Source organism: Methanoregula sp. (assembly GCF_028712425.1).
Lineage (GTDB): Archaea > Halobacteriota > Methanomicrobia > Methanomicrobiales > Methanospirillaceae > Methanoregula.
The window spans coordinates 1-22,486 of record NZ_JAQTQD010000013.1 but is presented as its reverse complement, the minus strand read 5'-3'; the positions used below and the strand labels follow the sequence as shown (position 1 = coordinate 22,486).

Annotated in this window: 27 protein-coding genes and 1 pseudogene; 7 read left to right on the top strand and 21 right to left on the bottom strand. The window is 58.7% G+C overall.

Annotated elements, in window-relative coordinates; genetic code table 11:
* Positions 1-71 precede the first annotated feature (71 nt).
* The 5 genes from PHF39_RS08380 to cfbC form a co-directional block, all read right to left on the bottom strand.
* The gene (locus PHF39_RS08380; RefSeq protein ID WP_300222922.1) at positions 72-953 is read right to left on the bottom strand and encodes a PAS domain-containing protein; all 882 of its coding nucleotides are present in this window, start codon (positions 951-953) and stop codon (positions 72-74) included.
* 145 nt (positions 954-1,098) lie between these two features.
* Complete coding sequence (locus PHF39_RS08375) at positions 1,099-1,509, bottom strand: hypothetical protein (protein WP_300222920.1); 411 nt, start codon at positions 1,507-1,509, stop codon at positions 1,099-1,101.
* A 113-nt stretch (positions 1,510-1,622) separates the two neighbouring features.
* Positions 1,623-2,744, bottom strand: coding sequence for a nitrogenase component 1 (locus tag PHF39_RS08370; protein ID WP_300222918.1), 1,122 nt, complete (start codon positions 2,742-2,744; stop codon positions 1,623-1,625).
* Complete coding sequence (locus PHF39_RS08365) at positions 2,737-3,780, bottom strand: nitrogenase component 1 (protein WP_300222915.1); 1,044 nt, start codon at positions 3,778-3,780, stop codon at positions 2,737-2,739. The genes PHF39_RS08370 and PHF39_RS08365 overlap by 8 nt, the downstream gene beginning before the upstream one ends.
* Entirely contained in the window at positions 3,746-4,558 is an 813-nt protein-coding gene (gene cfbC / locus PHF39_RS08360) for a Ni-sirohydrochlorin a,c-diamide reductive cyclase ATP-dependent reductase subunit (protein WP_300222912.1), read from the bottom strand. Before cfbC ends, PHF39_RS08365 begins: the two co-directional genes overlap by 35 nt.
* A 163-nt stretch (positions 4,559-4,721) precedes the next feature.
* Between cfbC and PHF39_RS08355 the strand changes: the two genes are divergently transcribed.
* Positions 4,722-5,063 carry a DUF3147 family protein gene (locus PHF39_RS08355; RefSeq protein ID WP_300222909.1) on the top strand — a complete coding sequence of 114 codons (342 nt, stop codon included), beginning with the start codon at positions 4,722-4,724 and terminating at the stop codon, positions 5,061-5,063.
* A 4-nt stretch (positions 5,064-5,067) separates the two neighbouring features.
* On the opposite strand, the gene PHF39_RS08350 is transcribed toward PHF39_RS08355, so the two are convergent.
* The 8 genes and pseudogenes from PHF39_RS08350 to PHF39_RS08320 all read right to left on the bottom strand — a co-directional run bounded on the left by PHF39_RS08350 (position 5,068) and on the right by PHF39_RS08320 (position 10,906).
* A complete protein-coding gene (locus tag PHF39_RS08350) occupies positions 5,068-6,525 on the bottom strand; it encodes a potassium transporter TrkG (RefSeq protein WP_300222906.1) in 1,458 nt (485 codons plus the stop codon).
* 57 nt (positions 6,526-6,582) lie between these two features.
* Positions 6,583-6,963 (bottom strand): desulfoferrodoxin, encoded by a 381-nt coding sequence (locus PHF39_RS08345; protein WP_300222903.1) that lies wholly within the window; start codon positions 6,961-6,963, stop codon positions 6,583-6,585.
* A gap of 16 nt (positions 6,964-6,979) precedes the next feature.
* The gene (locus tag PHF39_RS08340; RefSeq protein WP_300222900.1) at positions 6,980-8,164 is read right to left on the bottom strand and encodes an FprA family A-type flavoprotein; all 1,185 of its coding nucleotides are present in this window, start codon (positions 8,162-8,164) and stop codon (positions 6,980-6,982) included.
* Positions 8,165-8,168: 4 nt separating this feature from the next.
* Positions 8,169-8,330, bottom strand: coding sequence for a rubredoxin (locus PHF39_RS08335; RefSeq protein ID WP_300222897.1), 162 nt, complete (start codon positions 8,328-8,330; stop codon positions 8,169-8,171).
* 99 nt (positions 8,331-8,429) lie between these two features.
* Complete coding sequence (locus tag PHF39_RS08330) at positions 8,430-8,966, bottom strand: hypothetical protein (protein WP_300222894.1); 537 nt, start codon at positions 8,964-8,966, stop codon at positions 8,430-8,432.
* Complete coding sequence (locus PHF39_RS08325; RefSeq protein ID WP_366144213.1) at positions 8,967-9,890, bottom strand: AAA family ATPase; 924 nt, start codon at positions 9,888-9,890, stop codon at positions 8,967-8,969.
* A gap of 132 nt (positions 9,891-10,022) precedes the next feature.
* A pseudogene (locus PHF39_RS13950) lies at positions 10,023-10,232 on the bottom strand (AAA family ATPase); the annotation flags it as partial.
* Between the two features lie 74 nt (positions 10,233-10,306).
* Positions 10,307-10,906: a DUF2179 domain-containing protein gene (locus PHF39_RS08320; RefSeq protein ID WP_300222888.1), complete on the bottom strand. Its 600-nt coding sequence runs from the start codon at positions 10,904-10,906 to the stop codon at positions 10,307-10,309.
* A 284-nt stretch (positions 10,907-11,190) separates the two neighbouring features.
* On the opposite strand from PHF39_RS08320, the gene PHF39_RS08315 reads away from it, so the two are divergent.
* Positions 11,191-11,442: a hypothetical protein gene (locus PHF39_RS08315; protein ID WP_300222885.1), complete on the top strand. Its 252-nt coding sequence runs from the start codon at positions 11,191-11,193 to the stop codon at positions 11,440-11,442.
* Between the two features lie 11 nt (positions 11,443-11,453).
* Positions 11,454-12,065, top strand: a complete 612-nt coding sequence (locus PHF39_RS08310; RefSeq protein WP_300222882.1) for a hypothetical protein — start codon at positions 11,454-11,456, stop codon at positions 12,063-12,065.
* A 334-nt stretch (positions 12,066-12,399) separates the two neighbouring features.
* On the opposite strand, the gene PHF39_RS08305 is transcribed toward PHF39_RS08310, so the two are convergent.
* The 3 genes from PHF39_RS08305 to PHF39_RS08295 all read right to left on the bottom strand — a co-directional run bounded on the left by PHF39_RS08305 (position 12,400) and on the right by PHF39_RS08295 (position 15,866).
* On the bottom strand, positions 12,400-13,254 hold the full coding sequence (locus PHF39_RS08305) for a hypothetical protein (protein WP_300222879.1): 855 nt from the start codon (positions 13,252-13,254) through the stop codon (positions 12,400-12,402).
* A gap of 93 nt (positions 13,255-13,347) precedes the next feature.
* Positions 13,348-14,199, bottom strand: coding sequence for a thiamine pyrophosphate-dependent enzyme (locus tag PHF39_RS08300; protein WP_300222876.1), 852 nt, complete (start codon positions 14,197-14,199; stop codon positions 13,348-13,350).
* A complete protein-coding gene (locus PHF39_RS08295; RefSeq protein WP_300222874.1) occupies positions 14,196-15,866 on the bottom strand; it encodes a 2-oxoacid:acceptor oxidoreductase subunit alpha in 1,671 nt (556 codons plus the stop codon). The genes PHF39_RS08300 and PHF39_RS08295 overlap by 4 nt, the downstream gene beginning before the upstream one ends.
* A gap of 192 nt (positions 15,867-16,058) precedes the next feature.
* Here PHF39_RS08295 and PHF39_RS08290 point away from each other — a divergent pair, with 192 nt between their 5' ends.
* On the top strand, positions 16,059-16,949 hold the full coding sequence (locus PHF39_RS08290; protein ID WP_300222871.1) for a HEAT repeat domain-containing protein: 891 nt from the start codon (positions 16,059-16,061) through the stop codon (positions 16,947-16,949).
* Between the two features lie 21 nt (positions 16,950-16,970).
* Here PHF39_RS08290 and PHF39_RS08285 read toward each other — a convergent pair whose 3' ends face one another.
* The 5 genes from PHF39_RS08285 to cutA form a co-directional block, all read right to left on the bottom strand.
* Complete coding sequence (locus PHF39_RS08285; protein ID WP_300222867.1) at positions 16,971-17,357, bottom strand: response regulator; 387 nt, start codon at positions 17,355-17,357, stop codon at positions 16,971-16,973.
* 169 nt (positions 17,358-17,526) lie between these two features.
* Positions 17,527-17,802, bottom strand: a complete 276-nt coding sequence (locus tag PHF39_RS08280) for a DUF1894 domain-containing protein (RefSeq protein ID WP_300222864.1) — start codon at positions 17,800-17,802, stop codon at positions 17,527-17,529.
* Positions 17,790-18,260 (bottom strand): DUF1890 domain-containing protein, encoded by a 471-nt coding sequence (locus PHF39_RS08275; RefSeq protein WP_300222861.1) that lies wholly within the window; start codon positions 18,258-18,260, stop codon positions 17,790-17,792. The genes PHF39_RS08280 and PHF39_RS08275 overlap by 13 nt, the downstream gene beginning before the upstream one ends.
* Positions 18,261-18,344: 84 nt before the next feature.
* The gene (gene fdhD / locus PHF39_RS08270) at positions 18,345-19,100 is read right to left on the bottom strand and encodes a formate dehydrogenase accessory sulfurtransferase FdhD (RefSeq protein ID WP_300222858.1); all 756 of its coding nucleotides are present in this window, start codon (positions 19,098-19,100) and stop codon (positions 18,345-18,347) included.
* A complete protein-coding gene (cutA, locus tag PHF39_RS08265) occupies positions 19,097-19,441 on the bottom strand; it encodes a divalent-cation tolerance protein CutA (RefSeq protein ID WP_300222855.1) in 345 nt (114 codons plus the stop codon). Before cutA ends, fdhD begins: the two co-directional genes overlap by 4 nt.
* A 121-nt stretch (positions 19,442-19,562) precedes the next feature.
* Here cutA and PHF39_RS08260 point away from each other — a divergent pair, with 121 nt between their 5' ends.
* The 3 genes from PHF39_RS08260 to PHF39_RS08250 form a co-directional block, all read left to right on the top strand.
* Positions 19,563-20,711, top strand: a complete 1,149-nt coding sequence (locus PHF39_RS08260; RefSeq protein ID WP_300222852.1) for an LL-diaminopimelate aminotransferase — start codon at positions 19,563-19,565, stop codon at positions 20,709-20,711.
* Between the two features lie 65 nt (positions 20,712-20,776).
* On the top strand, positions 20,777-22,069 hold the full coding sequence (locus PHF39_RS08255; protein WP_300222847.1) for a nucleic acid-binding protein: 1,293 nt from the start codon (positions 20,777-20,779) through the stop codon (positions 22,067-22,069).
* Between the two features lie 82 nt (positions 22,070-22,151).
* Positions 22,152-22,486, top strand: a 335-nt coding sequence (locus PHF39_RS08250) for a helix-hairpin-helix domain-containing protein (RefSeq protein WP_300222844.1), incomplete at its 3' end; no start/stop codon positions are given.

Genomic DNA, 22,486 nt, shown 5'->3' with positions numbered 1-22,486 from the left:
TGGCCTGATCCCCTGCGAGGTTTTGCCGGGCATAAAAACAGAAGACGGTAAAGAACGGTCACCGGGCAGGGCTACACAGACTCCTCTTCTGCAGCCTCGTCACGTCCGAAGATCGAGCGAATGGCACGCAGTGGGGAGCGTCCTGCCTCTTTTGGCTCTTTTGGCCGGACGCCCTTGAAGAGGATCTCGGCCTCCTCGATCCCCTCGTCCACATGCATCTTCTCGGTGATATCCGTGAGCGATCCCGCAATCGCGACCGTCTTCCCGTTCTTCACCACCGGGACCTCGTTTGCCTCGACCCAGATCTTCCTCCCGTCGCGGGTTGCCATCTCCAGCCGGTAGGGGGGTTCCCGTTTCCCGGACGCGATGGCACGAATTGTCCGTTCAAGACCTGAGGCGTTCATCGGGTGGTCGGTCAGGTAGTCGGTCCAGAGGCGTTTCCCCTCGCCCGGGCGGCACCCGAGCATGTCGCGGATCCGCGGGCTGACAAAGACCATCCGGTGGTCGGGGGTATGGGTATAGTACATCTGCACCCCGCTCTCGAGAAGGACCATGAGCTCGGCATCGCGTTTCCGTATTGCCTTCTGCTCGTTTTTCAGCGGGGTGACGTCGCGCCCCGTTGCAACAATGGAAACAACCGTGTTGTCGGGGCCAAGCACGGACCGGGCCGACCAGCTGATGCAGCGCAGCCCCATCTTGGTCGGGAGCCATTGTTCGACAATGCAGGCATACGGCGGACGGAAGAGCTTGGTCATCTGCGTAGCGACAACGTCGGAGTACCGCTCACCGGTCACCGGCATGAAGACGCTGTTGTTCAGTTCCTCGCGGGACTTTCCTGCGATTGCACAATAGGCCGCGTTGACAAAAAGGAGGCGTCCTTCGAGATTGAACTGTACTATGAGATCCTGCTGGTTCTCAACAAGTGCCCGGTAATCCGTATCCATGGTATCCATACCCGACACCCGCTGCCCGTGCCGGAAGACTCATAATACCGGCGGGGCAGGAGGGCTTACATCACGTATGATCATCTGTCGCAGAACTATTAATGTTGCACGCTTACCGCCGTAAAAGAGGGGATTATTAAGGATTTTCAGGAACTCAGACTGCGGCGCCAATGGTCTGCTGGCCATCCGTTACCCTCCGGATCCTGACCAGCGGGGCCTCGGGGATGCGCACGATGACCGCAAGGCGTTCCTTGCCATAGAGCACGGCCTTGAGCGATGACAGCGAGAGGGTATAACTCCCCAGCCCGAAGAGGTCGATGTTCAGGGCTTTCCCGGATGCCGAGACCTGCGCAAGGCCCCGGGTCTGGCCGAGGAAATCCCCCCAGTTCCGGGTAAGGTCCTCGACCTGGACGTGGACCCTGCCGGTTACCGCCCGGATCAGGTCGGAGCGCCGGATCGCGTACCGGCTCCCGCGAATGTGGAGCTCGACAATCCCGTGGGGGATGCCATCGCTGTCAACTGCCTGCGACCTTGTTGCCTGGAGATACCCTGCTTTTTCCATCATACACGACCACCTTCTGTCGTATACAGGCGTTGATCCGGACGGTATATAACCCCCCGGCGTGCGCGGAGTGAAAGTGAAATGCCGTCGGAGGGATGATGGAATAAGAGAACAGATCAGGGTTTTTTATCCATGCAGGAGTTCAGCACAGATTCCATGAACGAGAGGGTGCCGTTGATACCGGCGAGCGGTGCAGGATAGATCCTGACCCGGCCCCGGAGCGGGGGGATGATCCCGGTAAATGCTTTCTCTCCGTTGAGCGAGCGTTCGAACGAGGAGCCGATCACAAGATCCGGCTCATGAGTCGCGATCAGGTCGCGGGCCCGCGAGAGACTGGATACCTGCTCAGCCCTGAAGCGGCTGTTGCCGGGTGCATTCCGGGTCCCGATGCAGCAGATCTCCGCGTCAAGATAATGGTGGAGGGTTTCAGCGGCAAAGAGGGCATACGAGGAACCGGCAAAGATCGCAGCAAACGGGGGATCGTACCGCTGGAGAAACTTATCGCACGCACGGACAAGGCGCTCCTCCTGCTGTTCCAGTTCCGAAAAGACCGGATCGCAGTCAGTACCATCAATAGTGTCGCCAATCCGGGCGAAGGTCTCTCGGACGCCAGTAAGACCCAGCATTCCGCCAAGATTGTCCCCGATGCCGGAGGGGAAGTCCCCGTTGGTGCTGATGGTGAACGGAGCAGCATGGTGCACGCAGTCGTACCGGTCCGATGAAAAGACCGTTGCAACGGGAACTGACACCATATCAAGGAGCCTTCTGGCCTCCTGGACGTTCCCGGCAGCAAACGGGTCAAAGAGGCAGGCTCCATCGATGTTGACTCCGGATGTTTCCGGGTCAACCTGAGGTCCAAGCACGGCAAGGGCTTTGGCATAGCCGGTCTCGACATCCCCGGCAAAGCCCGGGCTGTCGACAAGGATCACGTCGTGTTCATCGAGCATGGACCGGATGTCCTCACCGAGAAGGGCCGGAACGCAGGTCGTGATAACTGCGATCCGTTTTCCCGTCCCCGACAGGCTGCCAATCACCTCCTGGAGCCGGTCCTCCGAACCGAAGATCACGTCGTCCTCGAGGATGAACGTGCCATGGAGCGGCGCATGGAGGAGGGTTGTGGGGTAGTAATAGCACCCGCTGGAACCGTGGATGACAACCGCGATCCCGTCGAACCCGGCAAGGCAGGCAGCGGCACCGGTCATGGCGCACGGCCAGAGGGGATTGTCGCACTCAGGCATGGGCAGCCCTCCTCCAGCGGTGGAGCATCCGCCGTGTCCCGGCGGTCCCGACGGCAGCACTCACCGGCAGCCGGGCGCACGTTCCCGGTGTGCCCATCACCAGGTCCAGCGCAGCAGCCAGCTCCTCGGCAGCAAGGAGTTCGTCCTCTCCGGAGTGGACGCGGTCGAGGGAGACGGGCACCTGCCGGAGATCGGAGAACTGGCCAAGCATCTCTTCCTGCCGCAGGCACTCCTCCCGCAGTGCCACCTGCCCGTCGATGCCGCAATGGGCTGCAACCTCACGGATGAACGAGAGGGTTGCAGAGAGCCCGTGGGGGAACGAGGGGATATACGGGGTGCCGAACCGGTTTTTCAGGTACTCTCCCACCGGGACAAGGGCCGGGCTCCGCAGGATATTAAGCTCTGCTCTCCCGAGCCGTGCAATCTGGTCCCACGAAAGGTTGTGGACAAACCGGAGGTTCACCGGGAGGTGCAGGAGGGAAAGGAGCCGTTCGATCTCCCGGTAATTCTCCTCAACCTCGAATTCGAGGTTCATCTCCCCGATGATGTTGACACCGCGGTCTTTCTGGCAGGGCCCTGCCGTACCCGCAAGGGCGATGAGGGCCTTGTTCATCCCGTCCTGGAACGTGCCCCCGAGGAATCCCGCCGAGGGGATGGATATCACCGGCACGCGGTACTCCTCCGAACAGACAGCGCCGACATCGTCCCCGATCGTCCCGACAACGCAGGTGGAGAGGACAACAACCGCACGGACACCCTCCTGTCCCGCCGCGGATCCGATCGCCTTCCTGAGAGCATCTTCCCCCCCGAAGATCACCTCTTTTTCGGAGAGTCCCGTGGAGAGGAGGCTGGGGAGGACAGCATGGTCGTTGTCAAGCCAGCTGGCATGGAGGAGGGAGACATTGTGATGGCTGCACCCCTTCGGCCCGTGGACAACGGTGACCGTATCGCGGAGATGGGAGGTCACCGAGATCGCCCCCGTGAGCGTACAGCCGCCGAGCCTAGAGGAATTCGCGGGCAAGGGATTCGAGGTCATCAGTCTCCAGAGGAGTAGGGATGGAAAGATTGGTGTTCTCCACGATCCTTCCTGCAAGGGAGCGGTAATGGCCGGCCTGGGGCGAGTCGGGCGCAAACTCGATCACGGTCTGCCGGTTCACCTCGGCCTGCTGGACAACATGGTCCCGGGGGATATACTGGACCATCGTGCTGTTCACGCGACGGGCAAACTCCGATACCAGTTCCTCTTCGCGTGGCTGCCCCTTGGCATTACAGATCACCCCGCCAAGCCGGCACTTGCTCTTCACCCGCGAGGCCAGCCTCTGGACTGCCTTGCAGATATTATTTGCCGCATACAGGGACATCAGTTCGCCGGAGGTGACAAGATAGATCTCCTGCGCATAGCCCTCCCGCATCGGCATGGCAAAGCCCCCGCAGACAACGTCGCCGAGGACATCGTACACGATAACGTCGCCTTTCAGGGCCCCGAACTTCTCGAGCAGCTGGAACGTGGCAATGATCCCGCGCCCGGCACAGCCAACGCCCGGCTCAGGTCCGCCCGCCTCTACGCACCGGATGCCATTGTAGCCGGTGAAGACAACATCCTCAAGGGAGACGTTTGCATCGCCCCGGACACGGACAAGGTCCATCACCGTAGGGATGAACCGGCCCTGCATCAGCATCCGGGTGCTGTCGCGCTTGGGATCGCACCCGATCTGGAGGACGGAGAGATCCCGGTGGGAGAGTGCGGCAGAGAGGTTGGCCGAAGTCGTGGACTTCCCGATGCCTCCTTTCCCGTACAGGGCGATCTGTTTCATTACTACACAGTGGGGCGGCAATTTATATTAGATCTCCTGATGTTAACAAAAGTACACTTGCGCCGGACTGGCGAGCGTGAACGAATTTTGGGCAATGTGTCTCGCAGGAATCCCGTGGGGAGGCACAGGTATTAAACAGAAGGAGCGGTGACCCTAAGATGTCATGGATCACCTGCAGGCCCTGATCAAGTTCGTTGCCGGCGGGAGCATCATTGTCGGGGTAACGTATCTTGCACAGCAGGTGAACCCGAAATACGGGGGCATCCTTGCCGCCGCACCCATCATCACCACCATCGCGTTCCTGTTCACGTACAGCGAAGCGGGGATCGAGACAACCCGCCAGCTGGTCCTCGGGACCTTCTTTTTTGCCATCCCGTCGCTTCTCTTCCTCATCTCGCTCTGGTTCCTTGTCAGCCGGTGGGGATTTTTGGAGAGCGTGGGGGGAGCCTATGGGATCTGGCTTGCCTCCGTGCTCATCATCAGCCGGTTCCTCTCCATCAGCTGACGGATTATTCCGGGCCGCGGACCAGGGAAAGGAAGAGGATGATGACCGGGATGACCTCAAGCCTCCCTATCCACATCACGAGGATGAAGATCCATTTCGAGATGACCGGCATATCGGGCATGATGTACCCGGTGTTGATACCACAGGTGGAGAAGGCCGAGACCACCTGGAAGACGATCTCCGTTAAGGAGAACGTGGTGAGATGGTACTGGAGGACGGCAAGGGAGGCGACAAAGATAATGATGACGGAGAGGAGGATGACAAGCATGTTCTTTGCTGTCTCCAGCTCGGCAGTGTCCCGCGGGATGACCCTCCCTTCTACCCGGAACGGGACAAGGACCTTGCCGCTGACAAAGAACCGGCGGAACCACCACAACAGCGCCCGCACGCCAAAGGCTATCCTGTCCAGCTTGATCCCGCCGGCCGTGCTACCGGCTGCTCCCCCGATAAAGGTCAGCATGGCAAGGAAGAGGATCGTCACGCCGGCCCAGGTCTGGAGATTCACGGTCTGGAACCCGGTTGTCGTCAGTGCCGATGCTGCCATGAACAGGCCCTGGAGGACTGCAGCAGGCAGACCGGTATCGGAGAAGAGCACCAGGTCATAGACCAGAACCGCCGTCCCGGCAAGGAGGAGGAGGAAGAAGATCCTGACCTGCTCGTCGCCAAACAGGCTCAGGCGCCGGTGCTCCAGGATCAGGAAATAGAGCTTGAAGGGAAGGGCACCCGCGATCATGATCGGGATGAGGAGGAGCTGGAGAACCACGCTGTCATAGAACAGGATACCTCCTGCATGCAGGGTGAACCCGCCGGTGGAGATCGCCGAGAGGGCAAGGTTCACCGACTCCCAGAGCGAAAGGCCGGTAAAAAGGATCAGGCCGATGGCACAGAACGTGAGTACGGCATAGATCTTCCAGAGGGACCGGCCGGCTGCTGCAACGGCGGGCATCAGTGATTCGTCCCGGCTCTCGTCCCGGAAGATCCGCGACCGGAACAGTCCCGTGCTGCTGGCCAGCGCCACGGTGAACGCGATGATCCCGATCCCCCCGATCCACTGCATGTAGGATCGCCAGAAGAGGAGGGTGTACGGGGCGGTATCAACGGACCGGATCATCGAGAAGGCCGTACCCGTCCACCCGGCCATCCCCTCGAAAACTGCGTCAGTGAAACTCATGTGCAGGCCCAGCATGAACGGTATCCCGCTGACAACGGCGCAGGCAAACCAGAAGAGGGCGACCGAGCACATCGCCATCGAGAGCCTGCTGCCCTTGGCACTGCGGGGGAGCTGCCGGAAGAAGAGACCGGCAACAAGAAATACGGCCGGGACAGTGGCCATGGGCAACAACATCTCCCACTCGGAGAAGATAATGCAGACAAGGAGGGGAAGACACGTCACCGGGGCAATGAACGTGAAGATATCTCCAAGATCGGCAAGGGTCGTGGAGAGGTGTTCGAGCCGGCGCATCACTTATGGGTTACTGCCGGGATCTATTTGAATTAACGTGAAAGGAAAAAAAGGAGATTAGTGGCTGGTTGTCCAGAGGCCGTGGAGATTGCAGAATGCCCTGACCTTTACATGGTCGGCCTTCACGGGGAACTCTGCTTCCGGCGCCTGGCCGGGCCTCAGCCCGTGGACATACAGGTCTCCTCCCGAGATCACCTCGATCCACTGGATGAAATGCTTCTCCTCCATGGGGTGAGGGATTTCTCCGAGTTTCACGCGGATCCCGTTTGCGGTCTTCCCGATGACCGGGACATGCTTCTCCTTCCCTGCATCGTCTTTCTTCTCGCCCTGGAGGTTCATCGGCTGGCCGCAGCAGAGCAGGGTGCCTCCCGAAGGGCTTACGACCATCGTGATATTCCCGCAGACACCGCACTTGTACACTTCCGGCATCTTCGTCATGGATCATTCCTTCAGGTTATAATATACCGATCTCTGTATGTTTCTTTGCAATGTCATCGGCAAGGCGGTTGATGGCAACAACGGCAGCCTCGTCCGGGAGCCCCTTGATGACAACCGGCTCGATCACCTCGACCTTGACATGGTCCAGCATCTTCACGATCGTCTCCGTTGCTTTCCCGCCCCAGCCATAGGAGCCGATCACTGATGCAAACCGCATCTTGGATTTTAAGGCATTGGCAAGGTAGGTGGCATAGACAACCTGGGGGTGCGGCCCGAAGAGGACGGTCGGCGTCCCGATCACGACCGTTGCCGCGTCCACGAGGGCATATGCCAGTTCCCCGATATCCGTTTTCGTGAGGTTGAACGGTCTGACCTCAACGCCCCGCTGGATAAGGGCGCCGACCAGGTGGTTGACCAGGATCTGCGTGCTCCCGTGCATGGAGACATAGGGGAGGACGACCACGTTCTTCACGCTGTCCGAGACCCAGTCCTCGTATGCATCGAGCATGAACTTCGGGTTTTTGTTGATCGGGCCGTGGCTCGGCGCGATCATGACCGGGTCCAGGTCCCGGATCTTCGGGATGTACCCCTTGATGCTGTTCCGGAACGGCATCATGATCTCGGCATAATACCGTTTTGCTGACCGGTATGCCTCGGCCTCATTGGTGATGTACAGTTCGCTCGTTGCCTGGTGGAATCCGAAGAGGTCGCAGGGGAAGAGGATCCGGTCCTCGACAAGGAACGTGAGCTGTGTCTCGGGCCAGTGGGTCCAGGGAGTAAGGAGGAACTTTACGGTCTTATTCCCGAGGGAGAGGGTCTCCCCGTCCTTTATCACCATGACGGACTCTTTTTGGATCTGGAGGAGGGCAACAAGAAGGTCGCGGCACTTCTCGTTGGTCACGACTTTTGCCCTTGGGTACATTTCCAGTACCATGGGGAGGGAGCCGGCATGGTCCTGCTCGGCATGGTTGATGATGATGTAATCGATCTGCTCGATCCCGAGCTTGATGAGGTTGACAATGAGCTCCTCCTCTTTTGCCGGGTCGACCGTGTCAATCAGGGCGGTCTTTTCGCTCCCCCGGATAAGGTACGAATTGTAGCTCGTCCCATCAGGCAGGGGGATCAGCTCGTCAAAGAGCCGCCGGTCGAAATCCAGGGCACCGACCCAGAATACATCCTTAACAATCTCTCGTGAGACCATGGTATCATCCTGCCTTCACGAACTTGCTCTTCCCGGCAAAACAGACGGGGCACAGGTAGTCGCCGGGGAAGTCGGCAAAATCCTTTCCAGGGGCAAGATCCAGGCGAATCTCCCCTCTCTCCGGGTCATAGACATGACCGCAAATCGTACAAACGAACCTTTCCATAAAAATACCTCAATGCAGGTATTACAGAATGGCGCCATGCGCTAAAAAATGGTTTCGATACTGCCATCGTGCCATCCGAAAAACAGGGGGATGGCGGAATCAGACGGGGTTCTCGTACACCTGGTACCGCTCCGTGAAAAACCGGAACGACGCGTTCTTCTTTGCTGCCGTTTCAAGGGAGAACGATTTGAGGATCTCGAACATGAAATCGATCCGGGAATCGAATTTTCTCGGGATCCGTGCATTGAAGTCCTCCTTGGTCAGGTCGTCTGTAGTCCCGGTATCCGTGATGCCCAGTTCAGTTGCCAGTGAGCCTGCGATCCCTGCATAGTACCAGCTCTCGATCTCGCGGATCACGACCACAATTTTTCCCCCGTCGATCTCGCTGAACCGGTAGTACAGGATCTGTTTCTTATCCCTCACCGACCGTTCGTTGTCGATGTCCGCGACAAAGATGTAGTCGTTCTTCATCAGGATAACGCTCTTTAAGAACCGGTTCACCTTCTCGCGCTTGATGCAGGCATAGGGGATGATCTCGATGGAATCATAGCGGGGGGCGATCAGGGGTTTGATGAGCCGGCCGAAGAACCGGACATCGTCCTCACCCTCCACCATGATGAACAGGCGCTTCTTCATTCAGATTCCCAGCAGGTTCTGGATATAGAGTTCCTCGATGCCGATCTCGTTCTCGAGGAACGTCCGCACTTCCTCCTTGTCTGCCGGCCGGGAAACTATCGAGAAGCCCTCGCTGTCCCGGGAGATGAGGAGGATGTTGTCAAGCCCGGTGTGCCGGACCACCTCGGTACTGTGGGTGGTGAGGAGGATCTGCTTCTTTTTGGAGGCCTCCTTCATCATGGCGATCAGGCGCCCGACCAGGAACGGGTGGATGTGGCTGACCGGTTCCTCGATGATGATAAACGGCTTGTCCTCGAAATAGAGCGCGATGATCAGGGCAAAGATAATGATCGTCCCGTCGGAGAGCGAGGAGGCCGGCAGGTCCCGCTCCTTTGCATAGCGTTCGCGGAGGGTGAGGATGAGGGAGACGTCCATGAACTTCTGGACCGAAAACTCCTCCACGAATGGCAGGGTGTCCCGGAGGAGGTTTGAGAACTTCCGCTTCTTCTCGGGGTCATCGATGATCCGCTTGAGCACGAGGGCGAGGTTTCCCCCGTCGGGGTCCAGTTCGCGCTTCCCGGTGATGACCGCTCCTTTCTTCGGGAGTTTCGGGTCAATGTCGTATACCGCGATCCGGTCAAAGAATTTTTCAAGGTGGGGGAGGGGAAATCCGTAGATGGTTTCTAACAGGAGCGTCTTCTCCGGCAGCTGCTTGTTCCGGAAGAAGAGGGGGATAATCTCCTCCTCCCGAAGCGGGCAGCCCGGCGGTATGGTGACCGAGTAGTGGATTTTTCCGTTCTCGCTCTCGATTGCAATCTTCCCCTTCCCGATGAGGCGATCCTCGACAACCTCTGCCCCGTTATGCCGGCAGGCCGAGACATCGCACCCGATCTCGAGCCGGTCCTTTACAATGGAAAATTCGTCCTGGTGGCCGGTGAACCGCAGCGCAAACTCGTAGCAGGACTCGCAGGCCCGCATCCCCAGCAGTGCCGGGCCCTCTCCCGTGTTCTCTACGTACTCAAGCATGCTCTCGGGAACGTACCGGACGCGGATTACGAGGTCGCGTGATATGCCGATCTTCGCGTTCCGGAGATAGTCCGCACCGCCCTGCATCGCAATCGCGTTCACGACTCCCGCGGTGGCAATGTCCCGCAGGAACCGGAAGATGCTGATGAAGTTGGACTTCCCCGCCGCATTTGACCCGATCACGACATTGAACCGTGCAAGGTTGATGTCGAGCTCGGAGAAACTCTTGAAATTTTCCACATGGATCTGCTGGATCGGCATATACACTCCTTGTGTCATCGTCGCCCTGGAACAAAAAGAAGGTATTGGTTGCGGGAGTGAAGGGGGATACTCCCTCATTTCCCCTTCGGGCGCAGGCTCAAAAGGTCTGCCCACCGGAGGAGGGCATGGGAATTGTGGGAAGGAAATACTCCTTCTGCCACCGATTTGACATCCTCGACCGAGTAGAAGGCATCGGGGTTGAAATCCTTGATGATGGCAACAACATGCTGCAGGTCCTGCCGCTTGATGATGGTGAAGATGACCTTGACTTGTCCCTTGCCGCCCTCCCCGTCGAGGACCGTCACCCCGTAATCGTGCGAACGCAGGATTTGGATAAGCCCGGCCGGGTCTTCATCCGTGATGATCCTGACGATGGCAAGGCCGAGCGAGAGGCGCTCCTCGATGGCCATGCCGATGATGGTGCCGGTGGCAAATCCAGCACCGTACGCAAGGTAACAGACAACATTGGTGAGGTTGTTCATCACCTGCCCGATGGCCACGAGCCAGATGATCACCTCGAAAAAGCCGACGATTGCCGGGAGATAGCGGATCCCTTTCGAGACGAAGATGACCCGGATCGTGTCAAGGCTCATGTCGCAGACACGGGCAAGGAAGATCAGGACAGGTACAATGACAAAGGCAAAGACTTCCGGGGTGATGAGCGATCCCGTCATCAGTACCGGATACCCGATCTATACTGTTAAGGATTGTGGTGGTTATGGCTTTGTGCAAAAGTCGATATTTTTCAGAGGTTAGATTCAGATTTCAGACATTCGGTGCAAAACAAGGTTTGGGTTTTAAAGCTATTGAGCTCAAAACCTGATGCAATCAAACACAAGATAAATAATAAATCAATCCCCATATTGATAACGCACAACCAAAAATCGTTGTAATAATCAGCAGGTTGTCAAGAGAAAACCTTTATCGGGTATCGAACGATATACGGGATACGAGTATTATGTCATCATTATTGCAGGAGGGCGTCATCACCTTCGATGCTGCATCGAAGCAGGAGATCCTGTCCTTCTTTGGCAAAACAATCGACAGCGACGGTTACCTTATTGAAGCAGACAATCCGGCACAGCGTGTCATCACTCCGGATGGGGAAGATATCACCCTTGAAGAATTCGCGGGAATCCGAAAAGGATCTGAAATCTATATCAAATCCGACTTGCCATCACTTATCGAACTCATCGACATTATCGGCTGAAAATGTCCCTGATGGCAATTCTGGATAAGCTGAAACATCTCGTTAAGATCGAGGGAAATTCCTTCACTTTTATCAATATTAAGATAAACAGCGACAATACCTCTGAAAAATTCACCAGCCTTAACGGCGGGCAGACTCTTGGGATAAACCTGAATAAGCTTACAACATCTGAAAAAGACATTATCCGGCCCTTGATCCCCCAGGCTGTCGAAGACGGGGCACTCCTGCTTGAGGATAAATCGAAGAGCCGTATTGAAGATATTGAATCCAAGGAACGGACACATGATGAACAAGAGATTCTCGCATTTTTCAAGGGTAAGATACCTCCTGATGATTATACCGCATTACGCGCATCTCTCTATCTGAAAAAGCGATTTGCAGATGGGGCGGGAAAAGATGAAATCTCTGAATTGAAAAGGCAGATCATCTGGAGATATTCTAAGTGTGGAAGGAATATCAGCGACCTCTGCAGCGCTGGGTATTTCGAGACCCTGATCAAAACAATCTTTGAAGAGAAAGAGCGATCGGGGTATTCTGAAGGGGATATTCTCACGACCTATAATCTCATTGTCGAAGAGGGAACACTCACTGTCTTTGTATCAACCGGGATGTCATCTGATTAAGTGAGACGTGAGATTGAAGAGAAGATCCGGCGCAACAAACGCTACGGACTGCATTTTTTGTATATTCACGGGATTGGAAGAGCCAACATCGACACAATCCGCATGGTAATTTACGATCTCAAGGAATCCTATCCGATCATGAAACGGATAACAGAAGAATATGCAAATATTATCTCAGTCAGGCTGGAATTTTAACCGGTAAATACTGCTTCACACATACAGTCTATTGTTGACCTGACATCAGGTGCAAAGCCGGAAGCCATCTTAACGGATGAGACGATGCCGATGATACTCAATAATGTACGGGACGAGTCTTCCTTCATCAGTGATATTTTTACAAAGACCGGTCGGCCGGCACAGCAATGGTCACGTAATGCCGGGACAGGTGCCACTGGAGTGCAGCAAGGGTTCCTGCACTTATGAGGGCTGCAGCAAAGACCGCGGGATACTGCAAAAAGACCTGTGCAGGGTCCAGCCACCCGGCCGTGAGCCAGACAAGGATCCCCGTGACAGCAACCGAGACCGCCCAGACATCCCGCACAGCAAAGAAGAAGAGGGCAAAGAGGGCGCCTGCCGAGAGGAAGCGGAGGAAGGATACCGGGATCTCAGCATCCGGGAAGTGGGCGGGCAGGGAAAGGGCAAAGAGCAGCGCCGATACGGCCGTCCCGGCAAGGATGGCCACGAGCGCCCCCCGTTCGCGGACAAACGCCTGCACGTGTGTTCCGGCAAGGACGCAGCAGACCATGGCAGAGGCAATACCGGTTGGCAGCAGGAGGAGAAACAGGGAAAGAAACGCGATGCGATCGGTGCCAGCGGGATTCTGGAGGACGACCGCCACCCAGACGATCAGTACTGTAAGACCGGCCATCAGGAGGGTGCGCCGCACGGACCGGAACCCGAGCTGGTGCATGTTGGCATCCCCCCGGAGGAATGCCTGTCGCATGAGTAGCACGGGGACAAGGATCCCGATAAAGATACAGGTCATCAGGGTATAGAAGAGCAGCCCGAAGGGTTCCGGGTGCAGGAAGACCCGGGGCCATCCCTGCAGGAAAAATATCTCCAGGATCCATGCACCGGAAAGGATGAGAGGGAGGAGGATCAGGCGGCCGGTGGCTGTCTGCATCCGGTCCCGCGGGCCCGCGGATTGTCGCGCTGGTCCGGTCTTCCGGCCCGTTTCCCGGTACTTCAAGAATGCTCCCCTTCTTCCACTCTTATCCCGCCCTCGCGATCCCCCGGGTTTATTGTGCCGGGGCGCTTTTTTGTATCCATGGAACCGCCCGGGTTAAATCCGTGCTGCAATGATAGCCTGGACGGCCTGTTCTCTCTCGGGAGCCGTCTTTATGGGCACTGCCACCCGTTCGACAAATCCGGGCATCTCCTTCCGGTACAGGACTCCGAGCGCGATCCGGGCATCGGAGTTGTAATCCCATTCCCGGGCAAGCAGGCAGGCCTTTGCAAAATCCGCGGGATCATGGGCGGCCGGTTCATACACCCGGGAGGTATAGTAATCGGCAACAGGGAAGAAGGTTGCACAGATCTGGAGCACGTCAATGAACGAAAATCCCTTGTGGGCAATCCCCTCTCGGATGAGAGTTTTGAGCTGGTCCATCTTCTTCGTGTAACCGCGTGCGACAAACGTTGCGCCACTCGCAAGCATCAGCTCGACGGGGTTGAGCGGGAGTTCCGCGGTGCCCGACGGCGTTGACTTCCCCTTATATCCCAGCGGGGACGTGGGCGTGTACTGGCCCGTGGTAAGGCCGTACACCCGGTTGTCGTGGACCAGCACCGTGATGTCGATGTTCCGTTTCGCGGCAAAGATCAGGTGGTCCAGCCCCTCGGCATAACAGTCCCCGTCGCCACAGCAGCAGATCACCGTCAGGTCGGGGTTGGCCAGCTTGATCCCGGTCGCCACCGGGATCGTCCTGCCGTGGAGGGAGTAGAAACTGTTGATGTTGAGGTAATCGGCGATCTTGGCATGGCAGCCGATGCCGGAGACAAGGACGACATTGTCCAGCGACCGGCCTTCCTTCTCGCGTTCGGCAAGAAGCGCCTTGAGCGTATGCTGGATGGTGAAGTTCCCGCACCCGGGGCACCAGGTGTTCTGGACACCCGTGATCAGGTCCCGACCGGTCATGAAACTACCTCCCGAACTTTTTCCAGCAGGCTCTCGTACGTGAACGGGCGCCCGTCATACCGGAGGATCTCTTTGTCAACAATGATGCCGTATTCAGACGCGATCGCTGCCAGCTGGCCGGTGGCGTTCTCCTCCACGCAGATGAGTGTTGTCGCACCCGAGAGCGCTACCCGCAGCTGGGTCACCGGGAATGGTTCGAGGACAACCGGTTGGACCACCCGGAGCCCGAGGGTCTCTCCCACCTCAGCACAGACACCCTTTGTCGAGCCCCAGCAGAGGAGGGCCACCGGTGCATCGGGCTTTCCAAGGACATTGACCTGCGGGAAGGTGTTCATTGCCCGGGCGAGAGCCTCCTGCTTCCGGAGCCGTTTTTCTGTCATCAGCGAGACCATGTCGCCTTCTTCCGTTGTATACCCGGATTCGTCGTGGGCATAGCTGTTCACCTTCACGACCGCCCCCGGGGTGCCGGGGAATGCAGGCGGCGAGACGCCATCGGGTGTATCGGCATAACGGCGGTACGGGAGTGATGCGGATGCGGCCCGGCCTGGAACCGCGAGTCCGTCTTCCCGCGAGGGGAGTGCAGCAGTGTCAATGCTGTAAGTCCCTTCCGACAAGGTCTTGTCAGGGAGGACGAACACCGGGACCTGGAACTGCCAGGAGATCTCCTGCGCAATGGCGGACCAGGCGAGCGCTTCCCCGGCATCGCCGGGGGCAACGATCAGCCGGGGGAACTCCCCCTGCCCGGCATGCAGTACGAACGCGAGCTCGGACTGCCCCGTGTACGTGGGAAGGCCCGTAGAAGGCCCCGTCCGCTGGGAGACCACGAAAACAAGCGGCAGCTCGGCCATCCCGGCAAGGGAGAGCCCTTCGGTCATCAGGCAGAATCCTCCCCCGGAAGTGCCGACCGCAGCACGTTTCCCGGCATAGGCAAACCCGAGCGCCATGAGGACAACGGCGATCTCGTTCTCCGGGTGGACCACGGTGATCCCGAACTTCTCCTTCTCGCCGGCAAGGAAGTGCAGCAGGCTTGAGGAGGGCGTCATCGGGTAGGAGATATACGCGTCCAGCCCGCCCCGGATGAGCCCGAGGCCGATCGCCTCGTTTCCGGTCAGCAGGGGAAGGGGCGGGTCCCCGCGTTCCGGGATTGCCCGGGCAACGGCAAGCTGGTCGTATGCCCTCCTGGCAACCTTCAGGTTCAGGTCCGTCCCCTTCGGGAGCACTGCCCTGAACACGTCTTCGACAAGGTCCCAGGGGATACCGGCAGCTTTGGCAAAACCACCGATCATGACAGAGTTTCCCATGATCTCCGGTGCCTGCTCTGCGGCAAGGATTTGTCTGACCGGGATGCCCTGGCCTTCTGACTTCACCACGTCCGCGTTGAAGAGAACCGCCGTACCCTCATGGAACATCCCCCGGTGCCGTGTCAGCGTCTCCTGGTTCAAGGCAAGGACAAAATCGACTTTCTCCCGGCAGGTCCCCACGTCGCGACTGGCGGCACGGACCACGGCAAAGTTATGTCCCCCGCGGATGAGCGAGGGGTAGTCGAAATACAGGTAAATCCGGTACCCGAGCCGGCTGAGCAGCCGGGCAACGAGTGCACCGGCATTGTTGATCCCATCCCCTGCTCTCCCGCCGACAAGGACCGACACTTCCCGTTCTTCTGGCATGGTATCCCCGTATGATACGGTGCTGCCATGGTGCGTATATACGTTGGCATGAGTGCAGGCGGCGTGCCTGAAAAAACCCGGAACCCGTTTGTATTTCCTGTAATTCTGCCCCGGATTCCCCCGGATCCCGTTCATTCGGCATATTCAAATATCCTCAAACCAATCATCAGAACAGGGGTGAACAGACTGGAAATGCAGCATACAGGCACCGACAGGAAGGCCTACTCCATCCACACGACAAGCGGTATGGACATGGACGGGCTCATCAAGGCCATCCGGCACCCGAACCTCGGGATCCGGTGGAGGGCTGCCCTTGCCCTCGGGGATATCGGGGAACCGGCAATCAAGCCCCTGGTCCGCGCCCTGCGGGAGAACGACCATGACATCCGTTGGCTGGCCGGCCTTGCCCTGGGCCATATCGGCGAACGGGCGATCCCCCAGCTCCTCCGGGCATTGTCCGAGGAAGACCACGATGTCCGGTGGCATGCAACCCGGGTCCTTGCCGGCATGGGAGAGGTGGCGATCTCTCACATGATCGCTGCCCTGCATGACGAGGACAGCGACACCCAGTGGCGGAGCGCTTACGTCCTCGCGCAGATCGGGGAGCCGGCCGTGGAGCCGCTGATCCTTGCCCTGAAGGACCCGCTCTGGTGGGTGCGGGTGCGGGCCGTCTGGGCGCTCGGGGAGATTGGCGACAAGCGGGCCGTGGAGCCGCTGATCCAGTCGGTGAACGACATGGACTGGTACGTGCGCTGGAGCGCTGCCGACGCCCTCGGGAAGATCGGCGACAAGCGGGCCGCGGTCTGCCTCTCCAAGGCGCTCAAGGAACCGGACTCGTTTGTGCAGGTCCCGGCAACCTGGGCGCTCGGGAAGCTCGGGAGCGAGGCACCGGTCGATACTCTCATCCAGTGCCTGAAGAGCGGCGACTGGTACGTGCGCTGGGGTGCCGCCGATGCACTCGGGAATATCGGCGATGCCCGTGCGCTCGAAGCGCTCCATGCCCTCCTCGACGACAAGGACGAATATGTCCGCCGGGCAGTAGCCACAGCAATAGACAAAATCAGGAAAAAAGCCGGCAGCTGACGGGCCGGTGCCAGTATTCCCTTATTTTTTCAGTATCTCCTCAAGTGTTGCCTTCAGGTCCGTGATCTTATAGGGCTTGGTGAGCTTTGCGGAGAAGCCATAATCGGTATATGCGGTGACCGCAGGATCATTGCCATACCCGCTGGAGACGATGGCCTTCACCGCAGGATCGTATTCCCGCAGTTTTTCCATCGCCTCCCTGCCACCCATCCCTTCCGGGACGGAGAGATCGAGGATGACCACATCGAACGGGACACCGGCTTCCTTCTCGCGTTTGTACAGCGCGACTGCTGCCTCCCCGTCCTGCGCAAACATGACTTCATAGCCAAGGAACCCGAGGACTTCGTTTGTCACGTCAAGAATAATCTGCTCGTCGTCCATCAGCAGGATCTTTCCCTTGCCGGCCATGATCACCCCGTATAGTTCCTTATTGATCAACCTGCTATATAGGGATAGAGGATATCACTTGGTTCTGTATTTTTCAGTTCCCGGTCTTCAGGCACGTGCGACGTACAGGTTCGCAGGCAGAGGTTCCCGCAAAACAGAGAGCAAAAGAAAACAGGAGTGAGTCAGGCCGTTACTTTTTCAGTGCCCGGAGCCGGGCAGCCTCTGCCTTGTCCTCGACCCGGAGGAGAAATGTGCCGTGGCAGGGCTTTGTGTACGGGAAGATGACAAAATCGCCGTCAAGCCCGATAGCGATCGGGGGGAGGCCGATGACATGGACGTCAAAGACCTTGAAGCCAGGCTGGACATCAATCGATTCCCTGAAATGGCCCCGGATATAGTCCCGCGACTCCTTAAACGTAGCATCCCGGAGGACGATCTCGTAGTTCATCGACTCTACGCAGCCCATGGCGCCACCTCGTCAATCGCCTTCTTCAGGGGCAGGGGATTGTGCACGGCCTTTGCCGCAACCACCGTGCAGGGAAAGTCGATCTTCTTTTCCTGCTCCTCGTAATGCTCGCCATACACCAGCGCGTACAGCCTGGCGTTCGTGATCGCGCCCATGGTCGCCGCATAGCTGACGCCGGCATCGTTGTGGATGAAGACGAAACAGAGGTCGAACGTGCGCTTCTTGTCCGTGATGAGGCCTACTGCCCGGTCCAGATCGAGCACTTCGCCAAGATAGTGGCGTTCCTGGTCTGCAACCACAAGCAGGGTGTTTGCCGCCTTGTTCCCGGCAACGACCGGCGTGATCCCTGCTTTCTTCAGCCGGTTCATGAGATAGAGCGCAATACTTGTCTGTACCGGCACCTGCGGACACCCGAGCACGAGGAGGGCCGTTTTTGCCCCCGCCACCGGATCTGCCATCGGTTCACCTGCCACGTTCTTCCCGTCCCTGACTCCTGGTACTCACATTACTCATCTCTATCAGATAATTCTGCGCATGGAGGTTTACAACCCGGTCGTGCCGTTTTCGGGGAGTACTACCCGCGAAGGGTGTGTGTAGATCGTGAACCGGTCGCCCCGCGAGAACCCGATGAGGGTGATCCCCGCTGCTTCCGCTTCCGCGATCCCCTTGTCAGTCGAGGCAGCCCGCGAGATGATGATGGGAATACCGGCATTGGCGGATTTCCGGACCATGCCTGCCGGCTGCCGCCCGGTGCAGCCGATCACGCACCGGGAGAGATCGATGCCGTTCAAGGCCGCATGGCCCACCAGCTTGTCCACCGTATTGTGCCGGCCAACATCGCTGCTTTTTGCAAGGAGCCTGCCACCGGAGAAGAGGACCGAGCAGTGGACACCCCCGGTCTTTCTCCAGAGTTCGGTCTCTATCTCCCGGGTGACGGCAATCACCTCTTCCGGAGTGATGCGGAGATCCGGCGATCCCGCCACCTTTTTCGAGGGAGAGAGGAAACTCTGCCCGCCGGAGGATCCCGTCTCCTGCTTCTTCCCGTTCATTTCGCAACCGGTACCGGAACAGACCAGGATCCTGTCCCCGTCAAGGATTACCGTATCCACGCACCGGACCAGTCCCTCGCTGATCACGTAGCCTGCGCCCAGTTCCCGCAGCTGGTCGCGGCTCGCAACCATGGTGGCCACCGGCCGGTCATTGAGCAGGAGCTCGAACCGGTCCTCGATGACGATGGCATCGTCGGTTTCCCGGGGAACGCCGCCAGTGACCTGGATGGCGTGATGGATATGGATCATGGTTCGCGTGTCTCCCCCTTCACCCAGGCAAGGTAGGGGAGGTGGCCGGCCGTGACGGGCAGGACAATGATCTCCGGGACTTCATAGGGGTGCATGCCTTTTAAGGTCCGGATGACCGCATCCGCAAGCTCCCGGCGGGTCTTCATGATCAGCAGGTGCTCCCGGTCATCGCATGCCTCCCCCTTCCAGCGGTAGAGCGACCGGACCGGAAGAATGCTGACACAGGCGACCAGGTTTTTTTCCAGGAGGCGTTGTGCCAGGTCCTCCGACCGTGAGGGTGGCACCGTTGACCAGATCACGCAGATCTCCGCTCCCTGTTGTGCCTGATGCTCTCGTTCCATGCCGCTGATCTTATTCCTGCTGGCAGATAAGCATGTTTCCCGGTACTGGCGGCCGGTGAAAGACCCGTTCCCTGAAGGGAGTTACATTCTATAGCGTCCAGCGCCAAAATAGTGGGTACCTATGTACGCATCACGCATGAGCAATCTCCCGCCGTACCTTTTTGCACGGATCGACGCGATGAAAGCCGAACAACGGAAGAAAGGTGTCGATCTCATCGACCTCGGTGTCGGCGACCCGGACCTTGCAACGCCGCCCCATATCGTAGATTCCCTCATTGCGGCAGCAAAGGACTCAAAGAACCACCACTACCCGGACTATGCCGGCATGCCGGCTTACCGGAACGCCGTTGCCGGCTGGTATAAAAAGCGGTTCGGTGTCACGCTCGACGCTGACAAAGAAGTCGTTGCCCTGATGGGCTCCAAGGACGGCATCGCCCACATTGGCGAAGCGTTCGTCAACCCCGGCGACTACGTGCTCGCCCCGAGCCCCGGCTACCCGGTGTACCGGACCGGTACCCTCTTTGCCGAGGGAAAGGTGCACGACATGCCGCTCCTGCGGGAGAATTCGTTCCTTCCCGTCCTCTCCGACATCCCGAAGAACGTGGCAAAAGCCGCAAAGATCCTGTATATCAACTACCCGAACAATCCCACCGGTGCCATTGCCCCGGCAGGGTTCTACAAGGAAGTCGTGGACTTTGCCCGCGACAATGGTATTGTTGTGGTCTCGGACAATGCGTACTCCGAGGTCTCCTTTGATGGCTACAAGGCCCCATCGTTCCTCGAAACCCCCGGGGCCATGGAAGTCGGTATCGAGATGCACTCGCTCTCGAAAACCTACAACATGACCGGCTGGCGGATCGGCATGGCGGTTGGTAACGCCGATGTCATCGCGGGCCTCGGGCGGGTCAAGACAAACGTGGACTCCGGTGTCTTCGATGCCGTGCAGCACGCCGCCATCACCGCACTCTCCGGCCCGCAGGACTGCGTGAAGCAGGCCTGCTCTATCTACCAGGAGCGGCGGGACGTGCTCTGCAAGGGATTGAAAGACCTTGGCTTCGATGTTCCGGTCCCGAAGGCGACCTTCTATGTCTGGCTGCCGGTAAAGGACTGCATGGAATTCTCCGGCCGGCTCCTGACCGAGGCGGGGATCGTTGCAACACCGGGCGTTGGCTTCGGTGCAAGCGGGGAGGGCTATGTCAGGTTTGCCATCACCCGCGAGGTGGCACGGATCCGGGAAGCAATCGAACGCATGCGGAAGATGCAGCTGTGAACCTCCACCGCCTCCTCACGATCACAAGCAGCCATCCCTTTAACGAGTAGTGGAGGACCTGCCCTGTGCTCTTCCATTATGCACTGGTCGACGACCTCATCACAAAAGAGGAGTTCGAACAGCGCGTAGAGAAGAAGATCGACGAGTGCGGCGACCTCGTGGACGAGCCGACCGCCGCGATGATGGTGGTCGGCGAGCTGGGCCGGGAGCACGTGAAGATCAAGGGGCTCAGTGCAAAGTCCAGCCTTTTTTCTTTTTTCGGGAAAGTTGTTGACAAGACCGAGCCAAAAGAGTTCGACCGTGCCGATGGCGAGAAAGGCTGGGTCGCAACGCTCCTCCTTGGCGACGAGACCGGGACCACCCGCGTTGTCCTCTGGGACGAGAAGGCAGGGGCCGCACTGGACGTGACTGCCGGAGAGGTCTTAGAGGTCATCGGCCGCCACCCCGGGAAGAATACCCGCGAGATCTATGCACTGGCGTTACGGAAAGTCAGTATCGAGATCAACATCCCGCAGGGAAAAAACGGGAATGGCAGCCTCTCGAACGAGCCGGTCGATCTCGACGTTCTCCTGGTATTCCGCGGGGAGCCCCGCAGCTATACCCGCCGCGATGGATCGACCGGGGAGATGGTGGAGGCTCTTGTCGCGGATGCCGCGGGGACTGCACGGCTTGTTGCATGGGCACCGGAACTCCTCCTTGCAGTGTCTCCGGGGTCCTGCCTCCACATCACCGGCGCAAAACCAAACCAGCGCGACGAGGGGCGAAGTTACAGCCTTGACGAGAAGAGCACCGTCGTACCCGCGGACCTGGAGATATCTGTCCCGTTCACGCCTCCGGGTTCGGTGGGCGACCAGGGGATCTATTCCGTTACGGGCGAGGTGAAGCAGGTGCAGCAGCCACGGTCATTCACCACGCGGAACGGTGCCCCGTCCTGGGTGAAGAACATCGTCATTACGGATGGGAGCGACAACCTGAACGTGGTGCTCTGGGGCGACCATGCGCTCGTCCCGCTGGCCACCGGGGACAAAATCGAGGTCTTCCATGCCACCGCGAAACCCGGCCGGTTCGGGAACATCGAGCTTGCGGCAGGACGCGGGAGCGTTGTGAGGGTCCCAAATGAACGGGCCCGGCCCATTGTTTTCTCCGGGACCATCATCCCGGGCCCGGGGTGCACTTTCATCGACAATGGCAGCGAGCGGTACCTTATCGATGCGGACTTCCCGGCCGGGACGGAGCTGCAGGTCACCGGCACCGTTCGCGGCAGCCGTATCCTCCCGGAAGAGATCGTGCCGGTGGCGATCACGCCCGAGACGGTTACAGCGCACATAGCGACCCTGAAAAACGCCCTGGACGAATGAACGGCACTTTCACCCTGCGCACGCTGGGGGGTTTATGTGCTAATCTTTTACATCTTGTTGTGCCATAGGAGTGTTATAAGAAATGGCTGAAGGACCACTCGAGATTGAAGATTTACCGGGCGTCGGCCCGAGCACTGCGGATAAACTCCGGGAAGCCGGTTACCTCTCGGTCGAGAGCATTGCCACGGCATCGCCGGCAGAGCTCTCCGAGGTCTCGGAGATCTCGGAGTCCACGGCAAAGAAGATCATCAAGGCTGCCCGCGAAGCTGCAGATGTTGGCGGGTTCAAGACCGGCAAGGATATCTTCGAGCAGCGAAAGGACGTGAGGAAACTCTCGTTCCGCGTCCCGGAACTGGACACCCTGCTGGGTGGCGGTATGGAGACCCAGGCCATCACCGAGATGTACGGTGAGTTCGG